The sequence below is a fragment of the Micromonospora sp. Mcm103 genome (assembly GCF_024519755.1).
GTDB lineage: Bacteria > Actinomycetota > Actinomycetes > Mycobacteriales > Micromonosporaceae > Micromonospora > Micromonospora aurantiaca.
On sequence record NZ_JALJRJ010000004.1, the window covers coordinates 272,521 to 293,137 of the forward strand.

At 73.8% G+C, this 20,617-nt stretch carries 24 protein-coding genes; 10 read left to right on the forward strand and 14 right to left on the reverse strand.

What is annotated here, in order from left to right:
- Window positions 1-1,017, reverse strand: a complete 1,017-nt coding sequence (moaA, locus tag OC439_RS08465) for a GTP 3',8-cyclase MoaA (RefSeq protein ID WP_262012948.1) — start codon at window positions 1,015-1,017, stop codon at window positions 1-3.
- Window positions 1,014-1,928, reverse strand: a complete 915-nt coding sequence (locus OC439_RS08470; protein ID WP_262012949.1) for a fructosamine kinase family protein — start codon at window positions 1,926-1,928, stop codon at window positions 1,014-1,016. Before OC439_RS08470 ends, moaA begins: the two co-directional genes overlap by 4 nt.
- A 152-nt stretch (window positions 1,929-2,080) precedes the next feature.
- On the opposite strand from OC439_RS08470, the gene OC439_RS08475 reads away from it, so the two are divergent.
- Window positions 2,081-3,283, forward strand: coding sequence for a DUF4192 domain-containing protein (locus OC439_RS08475; protein ID WP_262012950.1), 1,203 nt, complete (start codon window positions 2,081-2,083; stop codon window positions 3,281-3,283).
- Between the two features lie 74 nt (window positions 3,284-3,357).
- Here OC439_RS08475 and fdhD read toward each other — a convergent pair whose 3' ends face one another.
- Complete coding sequence (gene fdhD / locus OC439_RS08480; RefSeq protein WP_262012951.1) at window positions 3,358-4,212, reverse strand: formate dehydrogenase accessory sulfurtransferase FdhD; 855 nt, start codon at window positions 4,210-4,212, stop codon at window positions 3,358-3,360.
- Between the two features lie 268 nt (window positions 4,213-4,480).
- Between fdhD and OC439_RS08485 the strand changes: the two genes are divergently transcribed.
- The 3 genes from OC439_RS08485 (at window position 4,481) to OC439_RS08495 (ending at window position 6,713) form a co-directional block, all read left to right on the forward strand.
- Entirely contained in the window at window positions 4,481-5,239 is a 759-nt protein-coding gene (locus OC439_RS08485) for a molybdenum cofactor guanylyltransferase (RefSeq protein WP_262012952.1), read from the forward strand.
- Window positions 5,236-5,493, forward strand: a complete 258-nt coding sequence (locus OC439_RS08490) for a DUF6457 domain-containing protein (protein WP_013289326.1) — start codon at window positions 5,236-5,238, stop codon at window positions 5,491-5,493. Before OC439_RS08485 ends, OC439_RS08490 begins: the two co-directional genes overlap by 4 nt.
- Before the next feature lie 65 nt (window positions 5,494-5,558).
- Window positions 5,559-6,713, forward strand: a complete 1,155-nt coding sequence (locus tag OC439_RS08495; RefSeq protein WP_262012953.1) for a YbjN domain-containing protein — start codon at window positions 5,559-5,561, stop codon at window positions 6,711-6,713.
- Between the two features lie 7 nt (window positions 6,714-6,720).
- Here the strand turns inward: OC439_RS08495 and OC439_RS08500 are convergent, their stop codons facing one another.
- Together OC439_RS08500 and OC439_RS08505 are read right to left on the reverse strand one after the other, a co-directional pair.
- The gene (locus OC439_RS08500) at window positions 6,721-7,677 is read right to left on the reverse strand and encodes a zinc-binding dehydrogenase (protein WP_262012954.1); all 957 of its coding nucleotides are present in this window, start codon (window positions 7,675-7,677) and stop codon (window positions 6,721-6,723) included.
- A gap of 61 nt (window positions 7,678-7,738) precedes the next feature.
- Window positions 7,739-8,197 (reverse strand): Lrp/AsnC family transcriptional regulator, encoded by a 459-nt coding sequence (locus OC439_RS08505; protein ID WP_013289323.1) that lies wholly within the window; start codon window positions 8,195-8,197, stop codon window positions 7,739-7,741.
- Window positions 8,198-8,256: 59 nt separating this feature from the next.
- Between OC439_RS08505 and ddaH the strand changes: the two genes are divergently transcribed.
- Window positions 8,257-9,090 (forward strand): dimethylargininase, encoded by an 834-nt coding sequence (gene ddaH / locus OC439_RS08510; protein WP_262012955.1) that lies wholly within the window; start codon window positions 8,257-8,259, stop codon window positions 9,088-9,090.
- A gap of 78 nt (window positions 9,091-9,168) precedes the next feature.
- Here ddaH and OC439_RS08515 read toward each other — a convergent pair whose 3' ends face one another.
- Window positions 9,169-10,392 (reverse strand): ABC transporter substrate-binding protein, encoded by a 1,224-nt coding sequence (locus OC439_RS08515; protein WP_262012956.1) that lies wholly within the window; start codon window positions 10,390-10,392, stop codon window positions 9,169-9,171.
- A 49-nt stretch (window positions 10,393-10,441) separates the two neighbouring features.
- Window positions 10,442-11,269, reverse strand: coding sequence for an alpha/beta hydrolase family protein (locus tag OC439_RS08520; protein ID WP_262012957.1), 828 nt, complete (start codon window positions 11,267-11,269; stop codon window positions 10,442-10,444).
- A gap of 57 nt (window positions 11,270-11,326) precedes the next feature.
- On the opposite strand from OC439_RS08520, the gene OC439_RS08525 reads away from it, so the two are divergent.
- Window positions 11,327-11,917: a bacterial proteasome activator family protein gene (locus tag OC439_RS08525; RefSeq protein ID WP_135242545.1), complete on the forward strand. Its 591-nt coding sequence runs from the start codon at window positions 11,327-11,329 to the stop codon at window positions 11,915-11,917.
- Between the two features lie 36 nt (window positions 11,918-11,953).
- On the opposite strand, the gene OC439_RS08530 is transcribed toward OC439_RS08525, so the two are convergent.
- The 3 genes from OC439_RS08530 to OC439_RS08540 form a co-directional block, all read right to left on the reverse strand.
- The gene (locus OC439_RS08530) at window positions 11,954-12,766 is read right to left on the reverse strand and encodes an HAD family hydrolase (protein WP_262012958.1); all 813 of its coding nucleotides are present in this window, start codon (window positions 12,764-12,766) and stop codon (window positions 11,954-11,956) included.
- Window positions 12,766-13,587 (reverse strand): HAD family hydrolase, encoded by an 822-nt coding sequence (locus OC439_RS08535; RefSeq protein WP_262012959.1) that lies wholly within the window; start codon window positions 13,585-13,587, stop codon window positions 12,766-12,768. Before OC439_RS08535 ends, OC439_RS08530 begins: the two co-directional genes overlap by 1 nt.
- Before the next feature lie 167 nt (window positions 13,588-13,754).
- Complete coding sequence (locus OC439_RS08540; protein WP_262012960.1) at window positions 13,755-14,444, reverse strand: hypothetical protein; 690 nt, start codon at window positions 14,442-14,444, stop codon at window positions 13,755-13,757.
- 163 nt (window positions 14,445-14,607) lie between these two features.
- On the opposite strand from OC439_RS08540, the gene OC439_RS08545 reads away from it, so the two are divergent.
- From OC439_RS08545 to OC439_RS08555, 3 genes are all read left to right on the forward strand, one after another.
- Window positions 14,608-15,036: an OsmC family protein gene (locus OC439_RS08545; protein WP_013289315.1), complete on the forward strand. Its 429-nt coding sequence runs from the start codon at window positions 14,608-14,610 to the stop codon at window positions 15,034-15,036.
- 89 nt (window positions 15,037-15,125) lie between these two features.
- Window positions 15,126-15,470 (forward strand): metallopeptidase family protein, encoded by a 345-nt coding sequence (locus tag OC439_RS08550; RefSeq protein WP_262013027.1) that lies wholly within the window; start codon window positions 15,126-15,128, stop codon window positions 15,468-15,470.
- Window positions 15,471-15,565: 95 nt separating this feature from the next.
- A complete protein-coding gene (locus tag OC439_RS08555; RefSeq protein ID WP_262012961.1) occupies window positions 15,566-16,285 on the forward strand; it encodes an AIM24 family protein in 720 nt (239 codons plus the stop codon).
- Between the two features lie 43 nt (window positions 16,286-16,328).
- Here OC439_RS08555 and pheA read toward each other — a convergent pair whose 3' ends face one another.
- From pheA to OC439_RS08575, 4 genes are all read right to left on the reverse strand, one after another.
- Window positions 16,329-17,285, reverse strand: coding sequence for a prephenate dehydratase (gene pheA / locus OC439_RS08560; protein WP_262012962.1), 957 nt, complete (start codon window positions 17,283-17,285; stop codon window positions 16,329-16,331).
- A gap of 10 nt (window positions 17,286-17,295) precedes the next feature.
- The gene (locus OC439_RS08565; RefSeq protein ID WP_262012963.1) at window positions 17,296-17,832 is read right to left on the reverse strand and encodes a hypothetical protein; all 537 of its coding nucleotides are present in this window, start codon (window positions 17,830-17,832) and stop codon (window positions 17,296-17,298) included.
- 72 nt (window positions 17,833-17,904) lie between these two features.
- Complete coding sequence (locus OC439_RS08570; RefSeq protein ID WP_013289310.1) at window positions 17,905-18,354, reverse strand: hypothetical protein; 450 nt, start codon at window positions 18,352-18,354, stop codon at window positions 17,905-17,907.
- A 144-nt stretch (window positions 18,355-18,498) separates the two neighbouring features.
- Window positions 18,499-19,236: a hypothetical protein gene (locus OC439_RS08575; RefSeq protein ID WP_194800337.1), complete on the reverse strand. Its 738-nt coding sequence runs from the start codon at window positions 19,234-19,236 to the stop codon at window positions 18,499-18,501.
- Between the two features lie 162 nt (window positions 19,237-19,398).
- On the opposite strand from OC439_RS08575, the gene OC439_RS08580 reads away from it, so the two are divergent.
- Entirely contained in the window at window positions 19,399-20,613 is a 1,215-nt protein-coding gene (locus tag OC439_RS08580; protein WP_262012964.1) for an arginine deiminase, read from the forward strand.
- Window positions 20,614-20,617 lie beyond the last annotated feature (4 nt).

Consider the following 20,617-nt stretch of genomic DNA (forward strand, 5'->3'; position numbering starts at 1 on the left):
TCAGCCTCCGATCGCCGACATCGAGCGCGCGGGCTGGAGGAACGTGGGGTCGTCGATGCCGTGCCCGGCCCGCTTGGCCCACATCGCCGCCCGCCAGCGCCGGGCCAGCTCCTCGTCGTCCGCACCGGCGCGCAACGCGCCGCGCAGGTCCGACTCCTCGGTGGCGAACAGGCAGTTGCGCACCTGGCCGTCGGCGGTGAGGCGGGTGCGGTCGCAGTCGCCGCAGAACGGCCGGGTCACGCTGGCGATCACGCCGACCCGGGCCGGCCCGCCGTCCACCAGCCACGTCTCGGCCGGTGCCGCGCCCCGTTCGGACGGGTCCGGCGTCAGCGCGAACGCGGCGTGCAGGGAGGCCAGGATCTCGTCGGCGGTGACCATCGTCGAGCGGTCCCAGCCGTGCTGCGCGTCGAGCGGCATCTGCTCGATGAACCGCAGCTCGTAGCCGTGCGCGAGCGCGAACCGGAGCAGCGCGGGCGCCTCGTCGTCGTTCGTGCCCCGCATCAGCACCGAGTTGATCTTCACGGGGGTCAGCCCGGCTTCCGCCGCGCCGGCCAGGCCGGCGAGCACGTCGGCGAGCCGGTCGCGGCGGGTCAGCGCGGTGAACCGGTCCCGGTCCAGCGTGTCGAGCGAGACGTTGACGCGGTCCAGCCCGGCCGCGCGCAGCGCCGGCGCCATCCGGGCCAGGCCGATGCCGTTCGTGGTCAGCGAGATGCGCGGCCGGGGCGTGAGCGCGGCGACCGCCGCCACGATGCCGGGCAGGCCGGGCCGGATGAGCGGCTCACCGCCGGTGAAGCGCACCTCGGTGATGCCGAGCCGGGTCACCGCGACACCCACCAGCCGGACGATCTCGTCGTCGCTGAGCAGTTGCGGGCCGGACAGCCAGGGCAGGCCCTCGGCCGGCATGCAGTAGGTGCAGCGCAGGTTGCACTTGTCGGTGAGCGAGACCCGAAGGTCCCGGGCGACACGGCCGTACCGGTCGGCGAGGACGCCGTCGGTCGTCGTCCGGGGGGTGCTCATCGGTCGACCGTAGCGCGGTCGAGCCCGTGGAGGGCGGCACGAGCGGTGGAACCCACGGCGTCCGCGTACGCCGCGCCGAAGATCGCGGTGTGCACGAGCAGCAGATGCAGCTGATGCAACGGCACCCGTTCCCGCCACCCGTCGGCCGGAGGCCACGCCTCCCGGTAGGCGGCCGTGATCCGGTCCAGGTGCGGTGGGCCGCCGAACAGCGCGAGCTGCGCCAGGTCGGTCTCGCGGTGGCCGCCGTGCGCGGCCGGGTCGACCAGCCACACCCGGCCGTCGGCGCCCCAGAGCAGGTTGCCCGGCCAGAGATCGCCGTGCAGCCGGGCGGGCGGCTCGTCACCGCCGAACTCGCCGATCCGGTCGACGACCTGCTCGACGAGCGCCGCCCCGGCGCCGTCGATCGCGCCACCGTCGACAGACATGCGCAGGTAGGGCAGGAGGCGGCGCCGGGCGAACCAGTCCGGCCAGGGACCGGGGTCGGGCGTGTTGTCCTGCGGCAGCGCGCCGATGAACCCCGGCCAGTCCGCGCCGAACGCGGGCGCCCCGGCGCGGTGCAGCCCGGCCAGGTCGCGGCCGAACGCCTCCGCGGCCTCCGGCGTCGGCTCGCCGGGCTCCACCCAGTCGAGCGCCAACAGGCCGGGCAACGCGACGAGCACATCCGGTACGGGCACCGAGCCGGCCTCGCGCAGCCAGCGCAGCCCGGCCGCCTCGGCGGCGAAGAAGCCCTCCGGCAGCGGACGCGCGGCCCGTTCCGGCCAGGTCTTGGCGAACACCGAGTGCCCGTCGTCCAGCGTGAGCCGGGAGGCGGCGCAGATGTCACCACCGGAGACCGGCGTCTCCCGGATCCGCTGGTGGGTCAGGAAGGTCGGCAGGTGCTCCGGGTGTGCCCGCAGGTACGCCAGGTCCATGTGCGCAAGGTAGCCGGTACCCCGGACATCCGTGTGCCGAGCGACGCCGCCGATCGCCACTGAGCTGCACCGATACGCTCCGTATCTGTGGACGGACGGCGTGTCGTCCACAGGGGCGGACGCGGTGGCACTGCACCGCCCACGCTCCCGGCATGAACTCCACCGAGCCAGCGCGCCTCTCCGTCCGCTCGCCGGCCGACATGGTCGCGGCCGTGCCCTACCTGCTCGGCTTCCATCCCGCCGACAGCGTCGTGGTGGTCGCGGTACGCGGCCGGCGCGTCGTCTTCGCCGCCCGAGGCGACCTGCCCGCACCGGGCACCGACCCCGGCCCGGCGGCCCGGCACCTGGCGCAGGTGGTGGCCCGGCAGGACGCCGACGCCGCCACAGTCGTCGGCTACGGTCCGGCCGCCCGGGTGACGGGGATCGTGGACGCGATCGGTGACGCGCTGACCGCCACCGGGCTGGTGGTACTCGACGCGCTGCGGGTCACCGACGGGCGCTGGTGGTCGTACCTGTGCGCCGAGCCGTCCTGCTGCCCGCCCGAGGGCACCCCGTACGACCCGGCCGCCAGCGAGGTCAGCGCGGCTGCCGTGTTCGCCGGTCAGGTCGCGCTGCCCGACCGGGCCGCGCTCGCGGCACAGGTGTCCGCGCTCGACGGGCCGGTCCGGCTCGCCATGCGCCGGGCCACCGCTCGGGCCCGTCTCCGCCTGGCCGCGCTCACCGGACCCCCGTCCGCATCATCGGCCGGGAGCCCGGCCGGAGGCTTTCCAGCCGACAGTTCGAGGGCGGGTGGGGGGCCGCCGGTCCCGGCGGACGGTGCTGGGCCGGAGGGGGAGTCGTCGGTCCCGGTTGGCGGGCCCGGACCGGGCGGCCAGTCCCAGGTGCCGGCAGGTGGCCCCGGATCGGGTGGGGAGCCGCGGGCGGTGCGGACGGCGGGCACGGCGGCCGTGCGAGCCGCCTTTCGCCGGCAGCGGCGCGGCGAGCGGCTGGACGACGACGAGGTGGCCTGGCTGACAGTGCTCCTCGTCCACGTCGCGGTGCGCGACCACGCCTGGTCGCGCACCGACGGCCGGGACGAGGACATCAGCCTCTGGACGGACGTGTTGCGACGCGCCGAGCCGGACCTGATCGCCGCGCCGGGCTGCCTGCTCGCGTTCGCCGCGTGGCGCTCTGGGCACGGGGCACTGGCGGCTGTCGCCCTGGAACGGGTGTTGTCCGCCGACCCCGGCTACTCGCTCGCGGTGCTGCTCGACGAGGCGCTCCGGCGGGGAGTCGCCCCGTCCGCGCTGGACGGCCGGGGCGGCTCGAACGACGGCGCGGTGCTGCGGCGCCGCCGACGCCGGCCACGCCGGTGAGCGCTCACGCGCCTGCCGGGCCGGTCACCGGGCCGCCGACGCCCGTCACGCCGATGCCCGGTGCTGCCCGGCCGTCAGCCGCCGACGCGCGCCGCCCCGGTGTAGACGTTCATGGTCGGCCCGCGCAGGAAGCCGACCAGCGTCATCCCCGCCTCCTCGGCCAGCTCGACCGCGAGCGTGCTCGGCGCGGACACCGCCGCGAGCAGCGGCACGCCCGCCATCCAGGCCTTCTGGGTGAGTTCGAAGCTGGCCCGTCCGGAGACCAGCAGCACGTGCCCGGCCAGCGGCAGCCGCCCTTCCCGGGTGGCCCAGCCGAGCACCTTGTCCACCGCGTTGTGCCGCCCGACGTCCTCGCGCAGCACGACGAGTTCCCCGTCGGGGGTGAAGAGGCCGGCGGCGTGCAGGCCGCCGGTGCGGTCGAAGGCGCGCTGCGCGGCGCGCAGCCGGTCCGGCAGCCCGGCGAGCAGGTCGGCGGTGACCACCAGCGGGTCGTCCCGCACCGCGAACTGCGAGCGGGTGCGTACCGAGTCGATGCTGGCCTTGCCGCACACGCCGCACGAGCTGGTGGTGTAGAAGTTGCGCGAAGGGTCGGTGACGGGTTCCGGCACGCCGGGCGAGAGCACCACGTCGACCACGTTGTAGGTGTTCGGGGTCTCCGCCCCGGCGCAGAGCTGCGCGGTGTGCACGTCCTCCGCCGACCGGATCAGCCCCTCGGTGAGCAGGAAGCCGATGGCCAGGTCCAGGTCGTCGCCGGGCGTACGCATCGTCACCGCCAGCGGCCGGCGCCGGCCGGGCCCGGCCGCGCCGACGCGGATCTCCAGCGGCTCCTCCACGGCCAGGGTGTCCTGCCGCCGGATCCGCCCCCGGCCGTCCCCGGCCGCGTCGAGGTCGATCCGCAGCACACCACGCCGATCAGTCGCCCGTCCCATGCCGCCATCCTCCCCGGCCACCCCGCCGCCCGCACGTCGCCCCAGGTCTTCCCACCCCCACCCACCCACCCCGGCCACCCACCCCGGCCGGCCAGGGCCGGCCCCGGGCCCGATGATCGACACCAGTTCGGCGAAGTGGCGGTGTCGGAGGGCCCTGGATGCCACCACTTCGGCGGAAAGCAGTCGATCAACGTCGGAAAACCGCCGACAGCGCCGGGCAGAGGTCCGGGCCGGGATGCGGCGACGTGGCTGTGGCTACTGTGAGGTGGTGACGGGGTACGCGGCGATCCTGCTCGCCGGTGGCGCGGCCCGGCGGATGGGCGGGGTGGACAAGCCGGCCCGGGCAGTAGGCGGCCGGCCGATGCTGCACCGGGTGCTGGACGCGGTGGCCGACGCGGACCAGCGGATCGTGGTCGGCTCGTCCGGCCCGCTGCCCAGGGGAGTCCGGACGGCCCGGGAAGAGCCGCCCGGGGGAGGCCCGGTGGCCGCTACGGCAGCCGGGCTGGCGTTGCTCGACCCCGGTACGACGACAGTCGCAGTGCTCGCCGCCGACCTGCCGCTGCTCACCACCGCAGCGGTGGCCGAGCTGCGACGCGCGCTCGCCGCCGGTCACTCCCGCGACGATCCACCGCCCGCGCTCGCCGCCGCTCACTCCCGCGACTACCCGCCGCCCGCGCTCGACGCCGCAGCCGCCGGGCCAGAAGACGCACCTGCAGCCGCTGGGCCGGAAGACGTACCCGCCGCCTGGCGGGAGGCGCTGGACGGCCGGTCCGCCGCGCTCGCCTGCTACGTGGACGGGGACGGCCGACGCCAGCACCTCTGCGCCCTCTGGCGGTTATCGGCCCTGCGATCCGCCGTCGACCGGCTCGCCGCGACGCGGGGCGGCTCGCTCGACGGGGCGCCGGTACGCGGGCTGCTGGCCGACCTCGCCGTACGCGAGGTGTCCTGGTCCGGCTCGGGGCCGCCGCCCTGGTTCGACTGCGACACTGACGAGGACGTACGCCGGGCGGAGGAGTGGACGAGATGACGGTGCTGGACGACTGGGTCACGGCGGTCTGCGCCGAGCTGGACCTGGACCCGGCGGGGGTGCCCGTGCCGACGGTGCTCGACGTGGCCCGGGACGTGGCCCACCAGGTGGTCCGGCCGGGCGCGCCGGTCACCGCGTACCTGCTGGGGCTGGCGGTGGGGCGCGGCGCGGACCCGGCCGCGGCGGCCGAGCGGCTCAGTGCGCTGGCCGGTTCCTGGCCGGTGGACCTGGGTGGTTCCACGCCTGAGGATTAGCGCCTCGCGCGGGATTCGGTCCCCTTGGCGCCTGGGTAGGGTGGCGGGAACGGACGGAGGCGATCATGACGGCAGACCACCCCTCGGAGCCGGTCGACGAGCCTGCCGGCGGCGCGCCGGAGCACCACGCCACCGGCGCGACGTCGGCGCATCAAGCCACCGGCGGTACGCCGGAGCACCACGAGTCGATCCTGCTCGACGAGCCGACCACTGCTGATCTGCGGGCCAAGGTCACCGAGGCCTGGCGCGAGTTCGCCCGGGCGCTCGCCGACCGGCTGCGCGGGCTGCCTTCCGGCGGGCACCTGGAGGTCACGCTCGACCCGACCGCCTCGGGCACCGGAGACGCCGTCTACTCGGTGAGCGTGGACGCGGGCGAGGAGGGGCGTCTCTCGGCCCGCGCGGTCGGAAACGCCACGCTGCCGCAGGGCTACCGGCTGGACCGGGCGGCGGTGGCCGACATGGTGGCGCTCGGCTGGTCGCCGCCGGGCGTGGTGCCGGGTTCCGGCGAGCAGTTCGGGCTGGACTGCGGCACGGACGAGGCGACCCGGCTGGCCGCGGTGCTGTCCCGCACGCTGCGCGACGTCTACGGCGCCCCGCACCCGGCCTTCCTCGTCTACCTCGTGCACGACGCCGAGGGCGAGGCGCTTCCCGTGGAGCCGCTCGGTACCGCGCGCAGCGAGTTCGGCCCGGACCGCGACGTCGAGGCCGACCTGGACGAGGCGCTGGCCGCGGCGGCGGCCGCGCAGTCCGGCGAGAACGACGTGCTGGCCCTGGAGGAGCGGGTCCGCACCGTCGTGTCGACGATGCTGAAGTCCGCGTCCGACCAGCTCCAGGTCGACTCCGACGGCGACATCAACATCCGGGCCGGCTCGGCCATGGTCTTCGTCCGGGTGCGCGACAACCCGCCGCTCGTGGACGTCTTCTCGCCGGTGCTGACCGAGGTCGAGCCGACCGAGCGCCTCTACGTGAAGCTCTCCGAGCTGACCAACCGGATGCCGATCGGCCGGCTGTACTGCGCCGACGACACGGTGTGGGCCTCGATCCCGGTGTTCGGCCGCAACTTCCAGGCCACCCACCTGATGCTCGCGGTGCAGGTGATGACCGGTCTCGCCGACGAGCTGGACGACCGTCTGCACGGCGAGTTCGGCGGCAAGCGCTTCTTCGGCGAGGGCGACAAGCCGGCCCGGGCCGAGGAGCACCGCACCGGCATGTACCTCTGAGCGCGGATCACCGTACGTCGAGCAGCGTCTTGCCCACGGTCTGACGGGCCTCGATCGCGGCGTGCGCGGCGGCGGCCCGTTCCAGCGGGAAGCGCTGCCCGATCAGCGGCCGCAGCCGCCCGGCCGCGCCCTCGGCGAGCGCCGCCTCGGTGAGGGCGCGCAGCTCGTCCGGGCCGGGCCGGGGGCGCAGCAGCGTCACCCCGCGCGCGGCTGCCGACTCGGCTGGGATGTCCGCCCAGGTGCCGCCGGCCAGCCCGAAGCTGAGCATCCGCCCGCCGCGGTCCAGCAGGTCGAACGCCTCCCGGGCGAGCGGCCCGCCCACGCCGTCGAACACCACGTCGACGGCGCCCACGGCGTCCCGGACCCGGCCGGTCCAGCCGGCCTGCCGGTAGTCGACGACCACGTCGACGCCGGCGGCGCGGAGCAGGCCCACCTTTCGGTCGCCGCCGGCGGCGGCCACCACCGTCGCGCCGGCGGCCGCCGCGAGCTGCGTGAGCAGCGATCCGACGCCGCCGGCCGCCGCCTCGACCAGGACCCGGTCGCCCGGTCGCAGCCCGGCCGCCCGGGCCAGCATCAGGGCGGTCCGGCCGTCGGCCATCAGTGCCACCGCCGCGTCCAGCGGCAACCCCGGGGGTACGGGGACAGGCGCGCCCCGGTCGACGACGACGCGCTCGGCGTACCCGCCGGTGCCGCCGGTGGCGGTGACCACGACGCGGCCGGCGAGCGCCGGGTCGACGTCCGGTCCCAGCGCGGTGATCGTGCCGCCGACGCCGTTACCGGGGATCACCGGCAGTTCGGTGCCGAACGGCCCGAAGCCGCTGGCCCGGAACATCGTCTCGACGAACGTGATGTTCGCGTGTGCCACGTCGACGAGGACCTGGCCCGGTCCGGGTGCCGGGTCGGGTGCCGTCCCGGGCACGAGCACCTCCGGTCCGCCGAACTCCCGCAGCCACACCGCACGCATACCGCCCCCTCGCGTCTCGCCGGTCACGGGTGTCAGTGCACGACATGAAGCGGGGTTGAGGTCAAGGCGTGGACGGGCCGACGCCGGGGGACTCGACCAGCCGGGAGAGCACGATGGTGCTGCGCGACGAGGTGACGAACGATTCGGCGCGCAGCCGTTCCAGTGCCTCCTCCAGGTGGGAGATGTCCGCGGCGCGCAGGTGCACGAGCGCGTCCGCCTCGCCGGAGACGGTGTACGCGCCGACCACCTCGGGGTGGCGGCGGGCGGCGGCGCCGATCTGTGCCGGTGTGGTCCGGCCGGCGCAGAACAGCTCGACGAACGCCTCGGTGGTCCAGCCGACGGCGGCCGGGTCGACGACGGCGGTGAATCCCCGGATCACCCCGGCGGATCGGAGGCGGTCGACGCGTCGCTTCACGGCGGGGGCGGAGAGTGACACCCGGCTGCCGATGTCCGCGTACGAGGCGCGAGCATCCGCGACGAGTAACGCAATGATTCGCTGGTCGACCGCGTCTATCTGCAACGTTCCGCTCCCGGGAAGCAATGCTTGTGGCTGTTACCAAAGTTGTACCGTACCTACTCTTGGTGACCGTGAACCAGCAGCGAGTCTCGCGAAAGCGGACATATCTCATGTGCTCGCCCGAGCACTTCACGGTCGAGTACGCGATCAACCCGTGGATGGACGTGACCACGCCGGTCGACGCCGACCTGGCGGTCAAGCAGTGGGACCGGCTGCGCGAGACGCTCGTCGGGCTGGGCCACGAGGTGCACCTGCTGACTCCCGAGGCGGGCCTGCCCGACATGGTCTACGCCGCAAACGGCGCGTTCGTGGTCGACGGTACGGTCTACGGCGCCCGGTTCAAGCACGAGCAGCGGTCCGCCGAGGCCGCCGCGCACCGGGCGTTCTACGAGCAGCGGGGCTGGCGGTTCATCGCGCCGAGCGAGACGAACGAGGGTGAGGGCGACTTCGCGTACCTGCCGGAGGCGCACGGCGGTCTGGTCCTCGCCGGGTACGGCTTCCGGACCGAGCCGGCCGCGCACGCCGAGGCGCAGGAGGCGCTCGGGCGGCCGGTGGTCTCGCTGCACCTGGTCGACCCGCGCTTCTACCACCTGGACGTGGCGCTGGCCTCGATCGACGACGAGAACGTCGTCTACTACCCGGGCGCCTTCTCGGCCGCCAGCCAGAAGGTGCTGGCCCAGCTCTTCCCGGACGCGATCGTCGCGGACGACGAGGACGCGCTGGCGTTCGGCCTGAACCTGGTCAGCGACGGGCTCAACGTGGTGCTGAACAACGAGGCGACCCGGCTCGCCGGCAAGCTGAAGGCGGCCGGCTACCACCCGGTCCCGGTGGAGCTGGCCGAGCTGAAGAAGGGCGGTGGCAGCGTGAAGTGCTGCATCGCCGAGCTGCGGCACTGAGCCACGCTCGACGTCACGCCTCGACGCGAAGGGCGGCCTCCCGGTGGGAGACCGCCCTTGCGCGCGTACGGGGGCCGTTCAGCCCAGCGTCGCCAGCTCGTTGATCACGACGTTGGAGAGCAGCCGGCCGTCGGTCTGCACCCGGCGCAGGTACCACTTCTGCTGCGGGGTGCGGGTCTGGTTGAACTGCCAGGTGCCGCGTGGGCTGTCCACCTGGCCGACCTTGCCGAGCGCCAGGTTGACCTGCTGCGGTGAGGGGTTCCCCCCGGCCAGCCGGATCGCCTTGTCCAGCACCAGCGCGGCGTCGTACGAGGCCATCGCGTACGTGGTGGGCGCCGAGTTGAACGTCTTCCGGTACGCCGAGGCGAAGATCCGGTTCGCGGTGTTGTTGAGGTCGGCCGAGTAGTTCAACGCGGTCTCGATCCCGTACGTCTGGATGAGCTTGCGCTCGCGGCCCTTCTCCCCGTCGTCGAGCTGGTCGAGCGCGGTGCCCTCGGTGAGGAACCCGGGGGCGTAGATCGGTCCCCGGTAGCCCTGGGCGTAGAGCTGCTTGACGAACTGCACGGCCTGCGCCCCGGAGTAGTGGCAGAACACGGCGTCCGGCTTGCGTTCGAGCGCCTTGCGGATCGGCCCCGAGTAGAGCGTCCGGGACGGGTTGGGGTCGTCCTCGGTGAAGATCGGGTCCTCGGTGAGCCGGCGACCCCGCTCGTATGCGCGCCGCAGCCCTTCGATGACGTCCTGGCTGCCCAAGCCGCGGGTGCCGAAGATGGCGATCCGGCTGGAGGCGTCCAGCTTCTGGCGCAGGTACTCGCCGAGCGCCTCGCCGGGCTCGGTCAGCACGTACGAGGTACGCCAGATGTAGACGACGCCCTGGAGCGTCGACGGGGAGGCGTTGGAGCCCAGCAGGGGCACCCGGGCCTCCTCGACCGCGTCCTTGATGCCGGTCATCACGGTGGGGCTGACCACGCCGGTGAGCGCGAGCACGCCCTCTTTGAGCAGCCGGTCGACGGCGGCCTTTCCGGTGGCGGCGGTGTCGCCCTCCTCGGCGGTCACGAGCGTGACCGGGTGGCCGGCGATCTGCTGGCCGCGCATGCTGAGGAAGAGCTGGAAGCCGTTGGTGATCTCGTCACCGATGGCCTTGTTCGCTCCACTGCCGGGCACGATCAGCCCGACTTTGATCGGGCTGCCGGATCCGGCCTGGTCCCCGGACTCGTCGTCCCCGGAGCCGCAACCCGCCGCCAGTCCGGTGGTACCCAGCGCGGCCAGCAGTTGCAGCGCCCGCCTGCGGTTCATCTGTGCCACCGAATTTCCTTCCCGACGGGGTGGCCATGGTGCACACCCCTTCGGCGTTCTACCTGGTCGACGACGCTGCGTCAATGCCTTGAAGATCATCGTGAAGCGACCGCAACGCCGCCACCACCTGGGGCCACGCGGTGGAGCCCGGTGCGATCAGCCCGAAATGCTCGCATTCGGGCAGCTCAACGAGCGTGGCGGAGCCCCCGGCAGCGTGGTCTGCGGCCACCCAGGACCGGCTGATCGCGATCGGGACCTGAATATCTTGATCACCGTGAATGACTACTGTGCGTGTTCGAATGGGTACCAATGCCGATGGATCGGCTGCCGCGTACCGGTCCGGCACGTCGTCCGGGCCGCCGCCGAGCAACGCGGCCACCGCACCCTCGTCCAGGTCCAGCCGGTACGCCTGCGCGAGGTCGGCCACCGGCGCCAGCGCGAGCACCCCGCCGACCGTCTCCGGGGCGTGCGCGGCCACGTACAGGGACAGGTGCCCGCCCGCGGAGTGACCGACCAGGATCGGCGGTACGGGCGCCACCCGTCCGGGCAGCGCGGCGGCGGCGAGTGCCGGCAGCGCGGCGATCCCGGCGCGGACGTCGGTCAGCGTGTGCGGCCAGCCACCGCCCGGCCGGCCGGTCCGCCGGTACTCGATCTGCGCGACCGGGTGGCCGAGCGCGGCCAGCGCCGCCGCCATCGGTCCGGTGTGGGCCCTGTCGTACTCCGCCCGCCAGAAACCGCCGTGCACCACGACCACGAGCGGCCGGGGCGGCCCGTCACCGGCCGGCAGCCGCAGGTCGGCGCACTGGTCCGGGTGGTCGCCGTAGGAGACGGTGGCATCCGGGGGCGGGGACGGGCGGGTCAGCACCTCGCGCGGGTCGGAGAGCATGCGGCGACCGTAGCGTCCCCCGGACCGGCCGCGTGCACATGGTCGGCGTGGGTAAAGATGGGTGCCATGACCGAAGCGCACTCCGCCGGACACGACGACGAACAGGGCAACGATGGCATCCCGGGCACCGTGGTGGTGGTCGGGCCGGACGGCCGCCCGGTCGGCACGGTGCAGACCGACGAGGGCAAGGGCGAGGACCCGACCCGTCTGGTCGAGCAGCCGGCCAAGGTGATGCGGATCGGCAGCATGATCAAGCAGCTGCTGGAGGAGGTGAAGGCGGCGCCGCTCGACGACGCGAGCCGGCACCGGATGCGGGAGATCCACGAGCGCTCGATCGTCGAGCTGAAGGAGGGCCTCGCCCCCGAGCTGCGCGAGGAGCTGGAGCGGATCTCGCTGCCGTTCACCGAGCAGCAGGCGCCGAGCGAGGGCGAGCTGCGCATCGCGCACGCCCAGCTGGTGGGCTGGCTGGAGGGGCTGTTCCACGGCATCCAGGCCGCGCTGGTGGCCCAGCAGATGGCCGCCCGCGTCCAGCTCGAGCAGATGCGATCCGGCCGCCAGGCGCTGCCCAGCGGCCCGGGCGGCGTGATGCCGGGCATGCCGGGGATGCCCGGCGCCGGCGAGGGCCACGCGCCCGGCCAGTACCTGTGACCCGTCGGCCGGGGCGCCGCGCGGTGCCCCGGCCGCTCAGCCCAGCTCGAAGACCTTCTCCAGGTACGCGGCCACACCGTCCTCGGTGTTCGGCCCGGTGACCTCGTGGGCGATCTCCCGTACCGCCGGGTGGGCGTTGGCGACGGCCACCGCCCGTCCGGCCCAGGCCAGCATCGGCACGTCGTTGGGCATGTCGCCGAAGGCCACCACGTCCCGCTCGTCGACGCCGAGCCGCTCCGCGTACCAGGCCAGGCCGGCCGCCTTCGTCACGCCGGCGGCCGAGATCTCGATCAGCCCGCTGTACGACGAGTGGGTCGCCTCGGCCAGCCCTTCCAGCGCGCCCGCCACCACCTGGACGAAGACGTCCGGGTCCTGCTCACCGGCCCGGGCCAGCAGCTTCACCGCGGGCGCGGCCAGCAGCTCCTCCGGCGACTCGACGGCCCGGATCGCGTCGAGGTCGGCGTCCCAGCGCAGCGGGTAGTGCGCCTCGTGCCGCATCTGCCGGCTGTCCACGATCTCCACCGCGAAGCTCACCCCGGGCACCTCGGCGCGCAGGCGCCGGGCCACCTCCGCCAGCAGTTCCGGGGCGAGCGGGTCGGCCCGCAGCACCTGGTCGGTGGCCGGGTCGTACACCACCGCGCCGTTGGCGCAGATCGCCGGCAACGGCTCGGCGAGCTGCTCGTACACCATCTGGAGCCAGCGGATCGGACGGCCGGTGACCAGGACCACCGGCGTGCCGGCGGCGGCGATGCGGGCCAGCACCGCGGCGGTACGCGGGCTGAGCGTCCGGTCGTCGCGCAGCAGCGTGCCGTCGATGTCGGAGGCGACGAGCCGAGGTGGATCTTCCATCACCGGGAGAGTAGCCGGTCCAGGTAGACCGCGACGCCGTCGTCGTCGTTGCGCAAGGTGATCTCGTCCGCCGCGGCGCGTACCTCCGGGTGGGCGTTCGCCACCGCCACCCGGGCCCATCCCGCCCAGCCGAACATCGGCAGGTCGTTCGGCTGGTCGCCGAAGACCAGCACGTCGGCCGGGTCCACGCCGAGCCGTTCGGCGATGACGCTGAGCCCGCTGGCCTTGTCGGTGCGCGGCGGGCAGATCTCGACGAAGTCGAGCCCGGCCTGGGTGAGCGTCGCCACGTCCGGCGGCACGATCGCCCGCGCCGCGGCCAGCAGCTCGTCCACGTGGTGGTCGGCGGTACGGGCGAACGCCTTGATCACGTCGCAGGACAGGCACTCGACCCGGCTGCGGGCCTCGAACCGGTCCGGGTAGGGCCAGCTCGGGTGGTAGTCGCCCCAGAGCGGCGCGTCGTGTTCGTCCGACGCCTCCACCATCACGGTGAGCGGGCCCACCGCCGCCTCCAGGTCGGTGAGGATCCGGGCCAGCACCTCACCGGGCAGCCGCTCGTCCCGCAGCACCAGGGGCCCCTCCGGGTCGCTCTGGTCCACCACCCGGCCGCCGCCGGCCATCACCAGGAAGTCGGCGGCCCGGATGTCGTTACGGGTGAGCTCGGTCAGGCGCGGTCCGCGGCCGGTCGCGCCGACCACCGGGATCCCGGCGGACCGCACCCGGTCCAGCACCCGATGGGTGTACGCGGAGACGGTCTCGTCGCTGCGGACGAGCGTGCCGTCCAGGTCGGTGGCGATCAGCTTGGGCAGTCCCGGGCGGGTCATGGTTCCTCCTTCGCCCGCCGCCGTCACGCCGGCCGACCAGGTCCTCGGTGCCGCGACCATGGGACGGCGGGCAGCAACCGTATCTCGCGGAACGGACGGCAACCACAGCTTTCCGGCGAATCGGCGGCGAAGCTCCGGTGGCCGCCGGACGCGCTGCCGGAGCTGGTTCAGTACGCCCGTTCGGGGCCGGCGAACGGCACCGTGGGCTGCACCGTCAGGTCCGCCGGGCCCGGGGGCACGTCGTCCTCGTCCGCCCGGCGGCGGCGCTCGGGCCGGTCCTCGTCCGGCTCCCCGTCGGTGGAGGTCACGCCGGCCGCCCGGCCGGCCAGGTGCAGCGCGGCCGCCAGCAGTGCGACAGCGACGAACGCGCTGACCAGGCCGCGTCCGTGCTCGACCTGAAGGCTCTGCTCGCTGACGAAGAACAGAATGCGCCGGGCCAGCTGTTCGAGGGAGGCGGCGGTCGCGACCAGCACCCCGAGCACGGCCGCCGCGAGACCCAGCCCGGCCAGCCGGGCGTGCTGCCGCACCGCCGGGGCACCGCGCAGCGCCAGCCCCACCGCCACCGACAGCCCGAGCAGGCCCACCAGGTACGCCGTACCGAGCCCGCCGATCTCGGAGATGCCGCTGGTCAACCGGGCCGGTGCGTCCTCGCCCCGGGTCTCGGCCGGCACGGTGATCGTCAGCCATTCGCCGATCAGCGAGGCCAGCGCGGCCACCGCGCCGAGCCCGGTGAGCACGGGCGGCAGACGGCGGTCCCGGCCCAGCGCGGCGAGCGAGCGCGCGGCCCGGCCGGACGACTCCGGCTCGGTGTCGCCCCACTCGACGATCGTGGTGTCGTCGGACCTGGTGTCCTGCATGGGGATTCGCTTGTCCTGCCGGGGAACGGGGAGATCCTGCGACATGGCCACCCTTCCCGTACGCGGGCCTGCGTCGAATCATGGCACAGCCCGCTCCCGCCGGCCCGGATCGCGACCCCGGGGTCCGGTGCGGGGCGGCCCGCTTTCGGTTAGCGTCGGTGCCATGCCTATCCGTACCGCATCCGCTCGCTGGCAGGGCAACCTCACCGAGGGGTCCGGCACCGTCCGCACCGGCAAGGGCGGCCTGTCCGGCAACTACTCCTTCAAGTCGCGCTTCGAGGAGGGCGAGGGCACCAACCCCGAGGAGCTGATCGGCGCCGCGCACGCCGGCTGCTTCTCGATGGCCCTCTCCAAGCAGCTCGCCGACGCCGGCGCCCAGGAGACGGCGGTGGAGACCACCGCCAAGGTGCACTTCGACAAGACCGACGCCGGCATGACAGTGACCCGCATCGACCTGGAGACCGTGGGTCAGGTTCCGGGCATCGACCAGGCCGAGTTCACCAAGCTCGCCGAGGCGGCCAAGGAGAACTGCCCGATCTCCCGGCTGCTGTCGCCGGGCGCGCAGATCACGCTGAACGCCCGTCTGGCCTGACATCGCGTACGGCACGGCGGGGGTGTCCTGCGGGACGCCCTCGCCGTGCGGTGTGCCCGATCCGGAGGGAGTGACCGGGCCGCGTGGCCGTGGAGATGAGCCGGGACCGGTTCGAGGAACTGGTCGGCGAGGCGCTCGACGAGGTACCCGAGGAACTGCTCGGGTTGATGAGCAACGTGGTCATCCTGGTGGAGGACGACCCGCCGCCGGGTGAGGACCTGCTCGGCCTGTACGAGGGGCACGCGCTCACCTCTCGCGGCTGGGACTACTCCGGCGTGCTGCCCGACCGCATCCTGATCTACCGAAACCCGATCCTGGCGATCTGCGACACCGACGACGACGTCGTCGACGAGGTCGCGATCACAGTGGTGCACGAGATCGCCCACCACTTCGGCATCGACGACGAGCGCCTGCACGCCCTGGGCTGGGGCTGACCGGCCTCCGGCGCGTCCCCGCCCGGCTGATCCCGGCGGTTGCGCCGGTCCCCTAACCTGCGGATCAGGCAGATCCTGATGCAGGAGGAAAACCCATGCGCAGCGCGCTGTTCTCCGCGGAGAACCTTGAGAAGGAGTCCCAGCAGCCGGGCATGCGGTTGCAGAACTCCAAGATGCTGAAGATCGAGTTGAACGGCGAGGCGATGGCCCGGGTCGGGTCGATGGTCGCCTACCAGGGGCAGGTGCAGTTCCAGGCGCTCGGCTCCGGCGGCATCGGCAAGTTCATCAAGCAGCGGCTCACCGGTGAGGGCGTGCCGCTGATGAAGGTCTCCGGGCGCGGTGACGTCTTCCTCGCCGACTTCGCCAAGGACGTGCACATCATCGACCTGGAGCCGGGCGACGCGCTGTCCATCAACGGCTCCAGCGTGCTGGCGTTCGACTCGACGCTCCAGTACGACATCAAGATGGTCGGCGGTGCCGGTTTCGCGTCCTCGTCCGGCCTGTTCAACTGCGTCTTCACCGGCCACGGCCGGATCGCCATCACCACCAAGGGCACTCCGGTGGTGCTCAACGTGGACGCCCCGACGTACGTGGACCCGCAGGCGGCCGTCTGCTGGTCGGCGAACCTCCAGACCGGCTACCACCGTGCCGAACAGCTCGGCCTCGGCACGCTGCTCGGCCGCAGCACCGGTGAGGCGTTCACGATGAGCTTCGCCGGTCAGGGCTTCGTCGTGGTCCAGCCCTCGGAGGAGCCTCCGGTGGCCGGCAGCGGCTCCCAGCAGCAGGGCGGCGTGCTCGGCGGCCTGTTGCAGTGACCGTCCGGTGCCCGGGGCGTCCGTCGAGGTCGCCCCGGGCCGGTCAGCTCAGCTCACCGGCCCGCAGCCGGGCCACCCAGGCCGCCGCGTCGGCGTAGTCGGCGTCGGTGAGCCCCGGCGGCACCGGCGTCTGCTGGTCACCCGCCGCCGTGCTCCAGCGGTGCCGGGGGTACGACCCCAGGAACCGAACGTCCGCGCAGACCCGGCGCAGCCCCTGCAACGCCTCGCCGAGGCGTACGTCGGCGACGTGCCCGGCACAGTCCAGGAAGAACACGTAGCGGCCGAGCGCCTCGCCGGTCGGGCGGGACTCGATCCGGGTCATGTTCACGCCGCGTACGGCCAGCTCCATCAGCACCGCCAGCAGCGCGCCCACCCGGTCGTGGGCGAGGCACACCGCGAGCGAGGTCAGGTCGTCGCCGGTGGGCGGCGGGGGCGGTCCGGGGCGGGACACCAGCGCGAACCGGGTCACCGCGTCCGGGTGGTCGGCGATCTTGTCGGCCAGCACCGCCAGGCGGTGCCGGCTCGCGCCGATCGGGGCGCAGATGGCGGCGTCGTACTCGCCGCTCGCCGCCCCGGCCGCGGCGGCGCCGTTGGAGAGCACGTCGACCACTGTGGCGTCCGGCAGGTGTTCCCGCAGCCAGCCCCGGCACTGGGTGGACGCCTGCGGGTGGGCCGCGACGGAACGGACGTCGGACAGCGTGGTGCCGGTGCGGGCGGCCAGCACGAACTCCACCGGGAGGACCACCTCGCGGGTGATCACCAGCGGGTCGCCCTCGACCAGCTCGTCGAGCGTCACCCCGACCGCGCCGCCGATGGAGTTCTCCAGTGGCACCAGCGCCGCGTCCGCCTCTCCGGCGCGTACCGCGTCGAGTGCCTCGCCGACGCTGCGGGCCGGCGTGCGGTCCCCGCGCTCGGCGGCGGGCACCGTACGCAGGGCCTGCTCGGCGAAGGTGCCCTCGGGGCCCAGGTAGACGAAGCGGGTCGGCGGTGTTCCCGGCATGCCGACCAGCCTACGCACCCGGCGTGCCGTCGCAGGCCAGGGTACGGATGCCGGCCGGCGCCACGGTCCGCACCTCGACGCCGCACACGTCCGTGCCGGCGGTGACCAGCCGCGGCGTGCCGCTCTCGCCGCGCGTGACCACCTGCAACTCCTCGTGCCCGGTGACCGACAGCACGGTGTACTGCCAGCCGTCGGCGCAGAGCGGACCGGTCGACACGGTGACCCGGACGTCGCGGGGCAGCACGCCGGCGGAGCCGCGCAGCAGCGCGACGATCCGGTCGCCGGAGGGCCGCCCCCGGCAGGGCGCCGCAGACGCCGGCGCGGACGGGGAGAGCGTGGACGGGAGAACCGGTACGGGTGGGGTCGGCGTGGCGCTCGGGCTGGGCGAGGCGGACGCCGACGGGACCGGAGTGGCGGCGGCGGGTGGCGGGGCTCGCAGCTCGGGCGGGGTGCCGCAGGAGGCGAGGGCGAGCAGCGTCAGCAGCGCCAGCGGGCGCCGGCGGCGTCGGGGGTGAGGGGTGCGGGGCACGGGGGCGTCCTCGGGCATCGAGGGATGTCGTCGTACGGTGGGGCCGAGGTCATCGTAGGAGCAGGACCGGCCCGGGTGAAGCGCGCCGGGTCAGACGGCGGAGAGGAAGGTGAGCGACCCGGCCACCGCGCCGTCGGTGAGCACCGGCGTGGAGATGGCGTCGACGGTCCGGCCGGCGTCGGAGCCGGGCCCCTGCACCCGCAGCAGGCCGCGGGCGAGCCGCCCGGAGTGCAGCGCGAGCAGCGGCGGGATCTTGTCGGTCTCCTGCTCGGTCAGCTCGCTCGGGCTCGCCGTGAAGTCGACGAGGCGCAGGCCGCCCTCCAGCAGCGGCAGGCCGATCACGTCCTCCGGGGCGCCCAGGCAGAGCAGGTCGCAGCCGGACGAGGAGATCGCCACGACGGTGGTGCCGGCGTCGATCAGCAGGCACGGCTCGGCGGCCCGGGAGACCATGCCGGACCACTGCCCGAAGTTGTCGGACTCCTGCTCGGTGGATGCCGCGGGCGCGAACACTTCCGAGAGTGAGAGTTCGACGTGGGCCACCGCGCCTCCTATGTACACCGACGGTCTGTCCACGCTAGCCGGTCGGTGCGGCGGAAGCATCGGCTGCCGGGCGGCCGGCGACGGCGCGGACCGACGGAACCAGTCGGGGGCGGTGCCGTGGGCCGCGTGGCGTCGCCGGAGACGTTACCGGCGGGCGGCCCGCTTGTCAGCGGCCGTTCGGCCCTCGTCATACCACCGGTAGTCGGCGGTTGGACGGTACGTGCCGTTGAACCACGTGGCCGGCGCCTGCGCGACGCGGGAGAGCTTCTCGGCGGTGGCCGGACTGATCCGGTTCCCACCGGCCACGAGCAGGCGGTCCAGCTCGCGGTGGGTGGCCATGAGGCAGTCCTTCGGCAGGCCGTAGACGCTGATCACCCCGGAGCCGACGAACGTCAGCACCGGCGTCACCGGGATCGGCAGGCCGACCGCGTCGGAGAGGGCCTTGCTGGCGCGCTTGGCGTCCCGGCGGGCCTCCTGCACGTACGGCGGGCGCTTGCCGTTGATCTGGACCACGTCGCCGGCCACCAGCACGCGGGCCCGGCCGTGGTCGGCGATGGTGACCGCGAACAGACCGCTCGGGCCGATGGCCAGGAACCCGGCCCGGTCGTCGCGGCCGCGGTCGAGCAGCATGTCGGCCGGGTCCGTCCGGGGCCACTCGATGACGTGCCAGGCGGGACCGAGGTGGTCGAGTTGGCCCAGGGCGCGAGCCCCTGCCGCTTCCAACCGGCGGGCCCCCCGCTCCGCCCGGCGACGCCGGGCCCACTCCAATGGAGTCGGTCGGGCCGGCTCGAGCACCGAGGTGGGCTCGACCCGGGAGTGCGGCACCGTGCGGGGCGGCAGTGCCCTGCTCGGTACAGCCTGACGAGCGGGAAAGACAGTCATCGCGACCTCCGGCAAAAGGTCTCTCGAAGTTATGTCTCCACTACCCTACGTTGCGCCCCCGGGGGCTCGGCAAGTTGGACCGCCGGAGTGAGTGCGGATGAATGCCATATTCATTCACACTTCTTTTCCGGATGGTGCGTAAGCCTGCCCTAGGCTGCGTGGGTGACCCACTATGTGGACAGCGAAGTCGCCCGGCTCGGGACGGTGCTGCTGCACCGCCCGGGACCGGAACTGGCCCGCCTCACCCCACGCAACAACGACAGCCTTCTGTTCGACGCTATCCCATGGGTGGGACGCGCGCAGGAGGAGCACGACGCGTTCGCGGCGGCGTTGCGGTCCCGCGGGGTCGAGGTGCTCTATCTGGCCGACCTGCTGGCCGAGACGCTCGCCGTACCCGACGCCCGGGCCGAACTGACCGAGCAGGTGCTGCGGTCCCGCCGGCTCGGCCACACCCTGCGGCGCCGCGTCGCCGACCATCTGGCGTACCTCGATCCGGCCGGGCTGGCCGACGTGCTCACCGCCGGGCTCGCCCACGAGGAACTGCGGCTCGGCGCCGACCGCCCCGGCGGCCTGGTCTGGACGCTCATGGACCGGCACGACTTCGTCATCGACCCGCTGCCCAACCTGCTGTTCACCCGCGACTCGTCGGTCTGGATCGGCGACCGGGTCGGCGTGACGAGCCTGGCCATGCCGGCCCGGCGGCGGGAGACCACGCTCACCGACGCGATCTACCGCTACCACCCGCGCTTCGTCGGCACCGAGTTCGTCTACCACCCCCGGATGGAGCACCTGGAGGGCGGCGACGTGCTGCTGCTCGCGCCGGGGGTGCTCGCCGTCGGCGTCGGCGAACGCACCACCCCGGCCGGCGCGGAACGGCTGGCCCGGCAGGTGTTCGCGGCCGGCCTGGCGCACACCATCCTGGTGGTGCCGATCGCGCAGGAACGCGCCACCATGCACCTGGACACCATCTGCACGATGGTCGACGTGGACGCCGTGCTGATGTACCCGAACGTCGCCCACGAGCTGTCCGCGTACACGGTCATCGCCGGCGCGGACGGCGACGACCTGCGGGTCGACGGCCCCGCGCCGTTCCTGCGAGCCGCCGCCGACGCGATGGACCTGGACCAGCTCCGGGTGATCGACACCGGTCTGGACCCGGTCACCGCCGAACGCGAGCAGTGGGACGACGGCAACAACACGCTCGCGCTCGCGCCCCGGCTGTGCGTCGGCTACGAGCGCAACGTGGAGACCAACGCGCAACTGGAACGCGCCGGTATCGAGGTGATCGCCATCGCCGGGTCCGAACTGGGCTCCGGGCGGGGCGGCCCGCGCTGCATGTCCTGTCCGCTGGTGCGGGAGAAGGGCGGGGCCGCCTGACCCG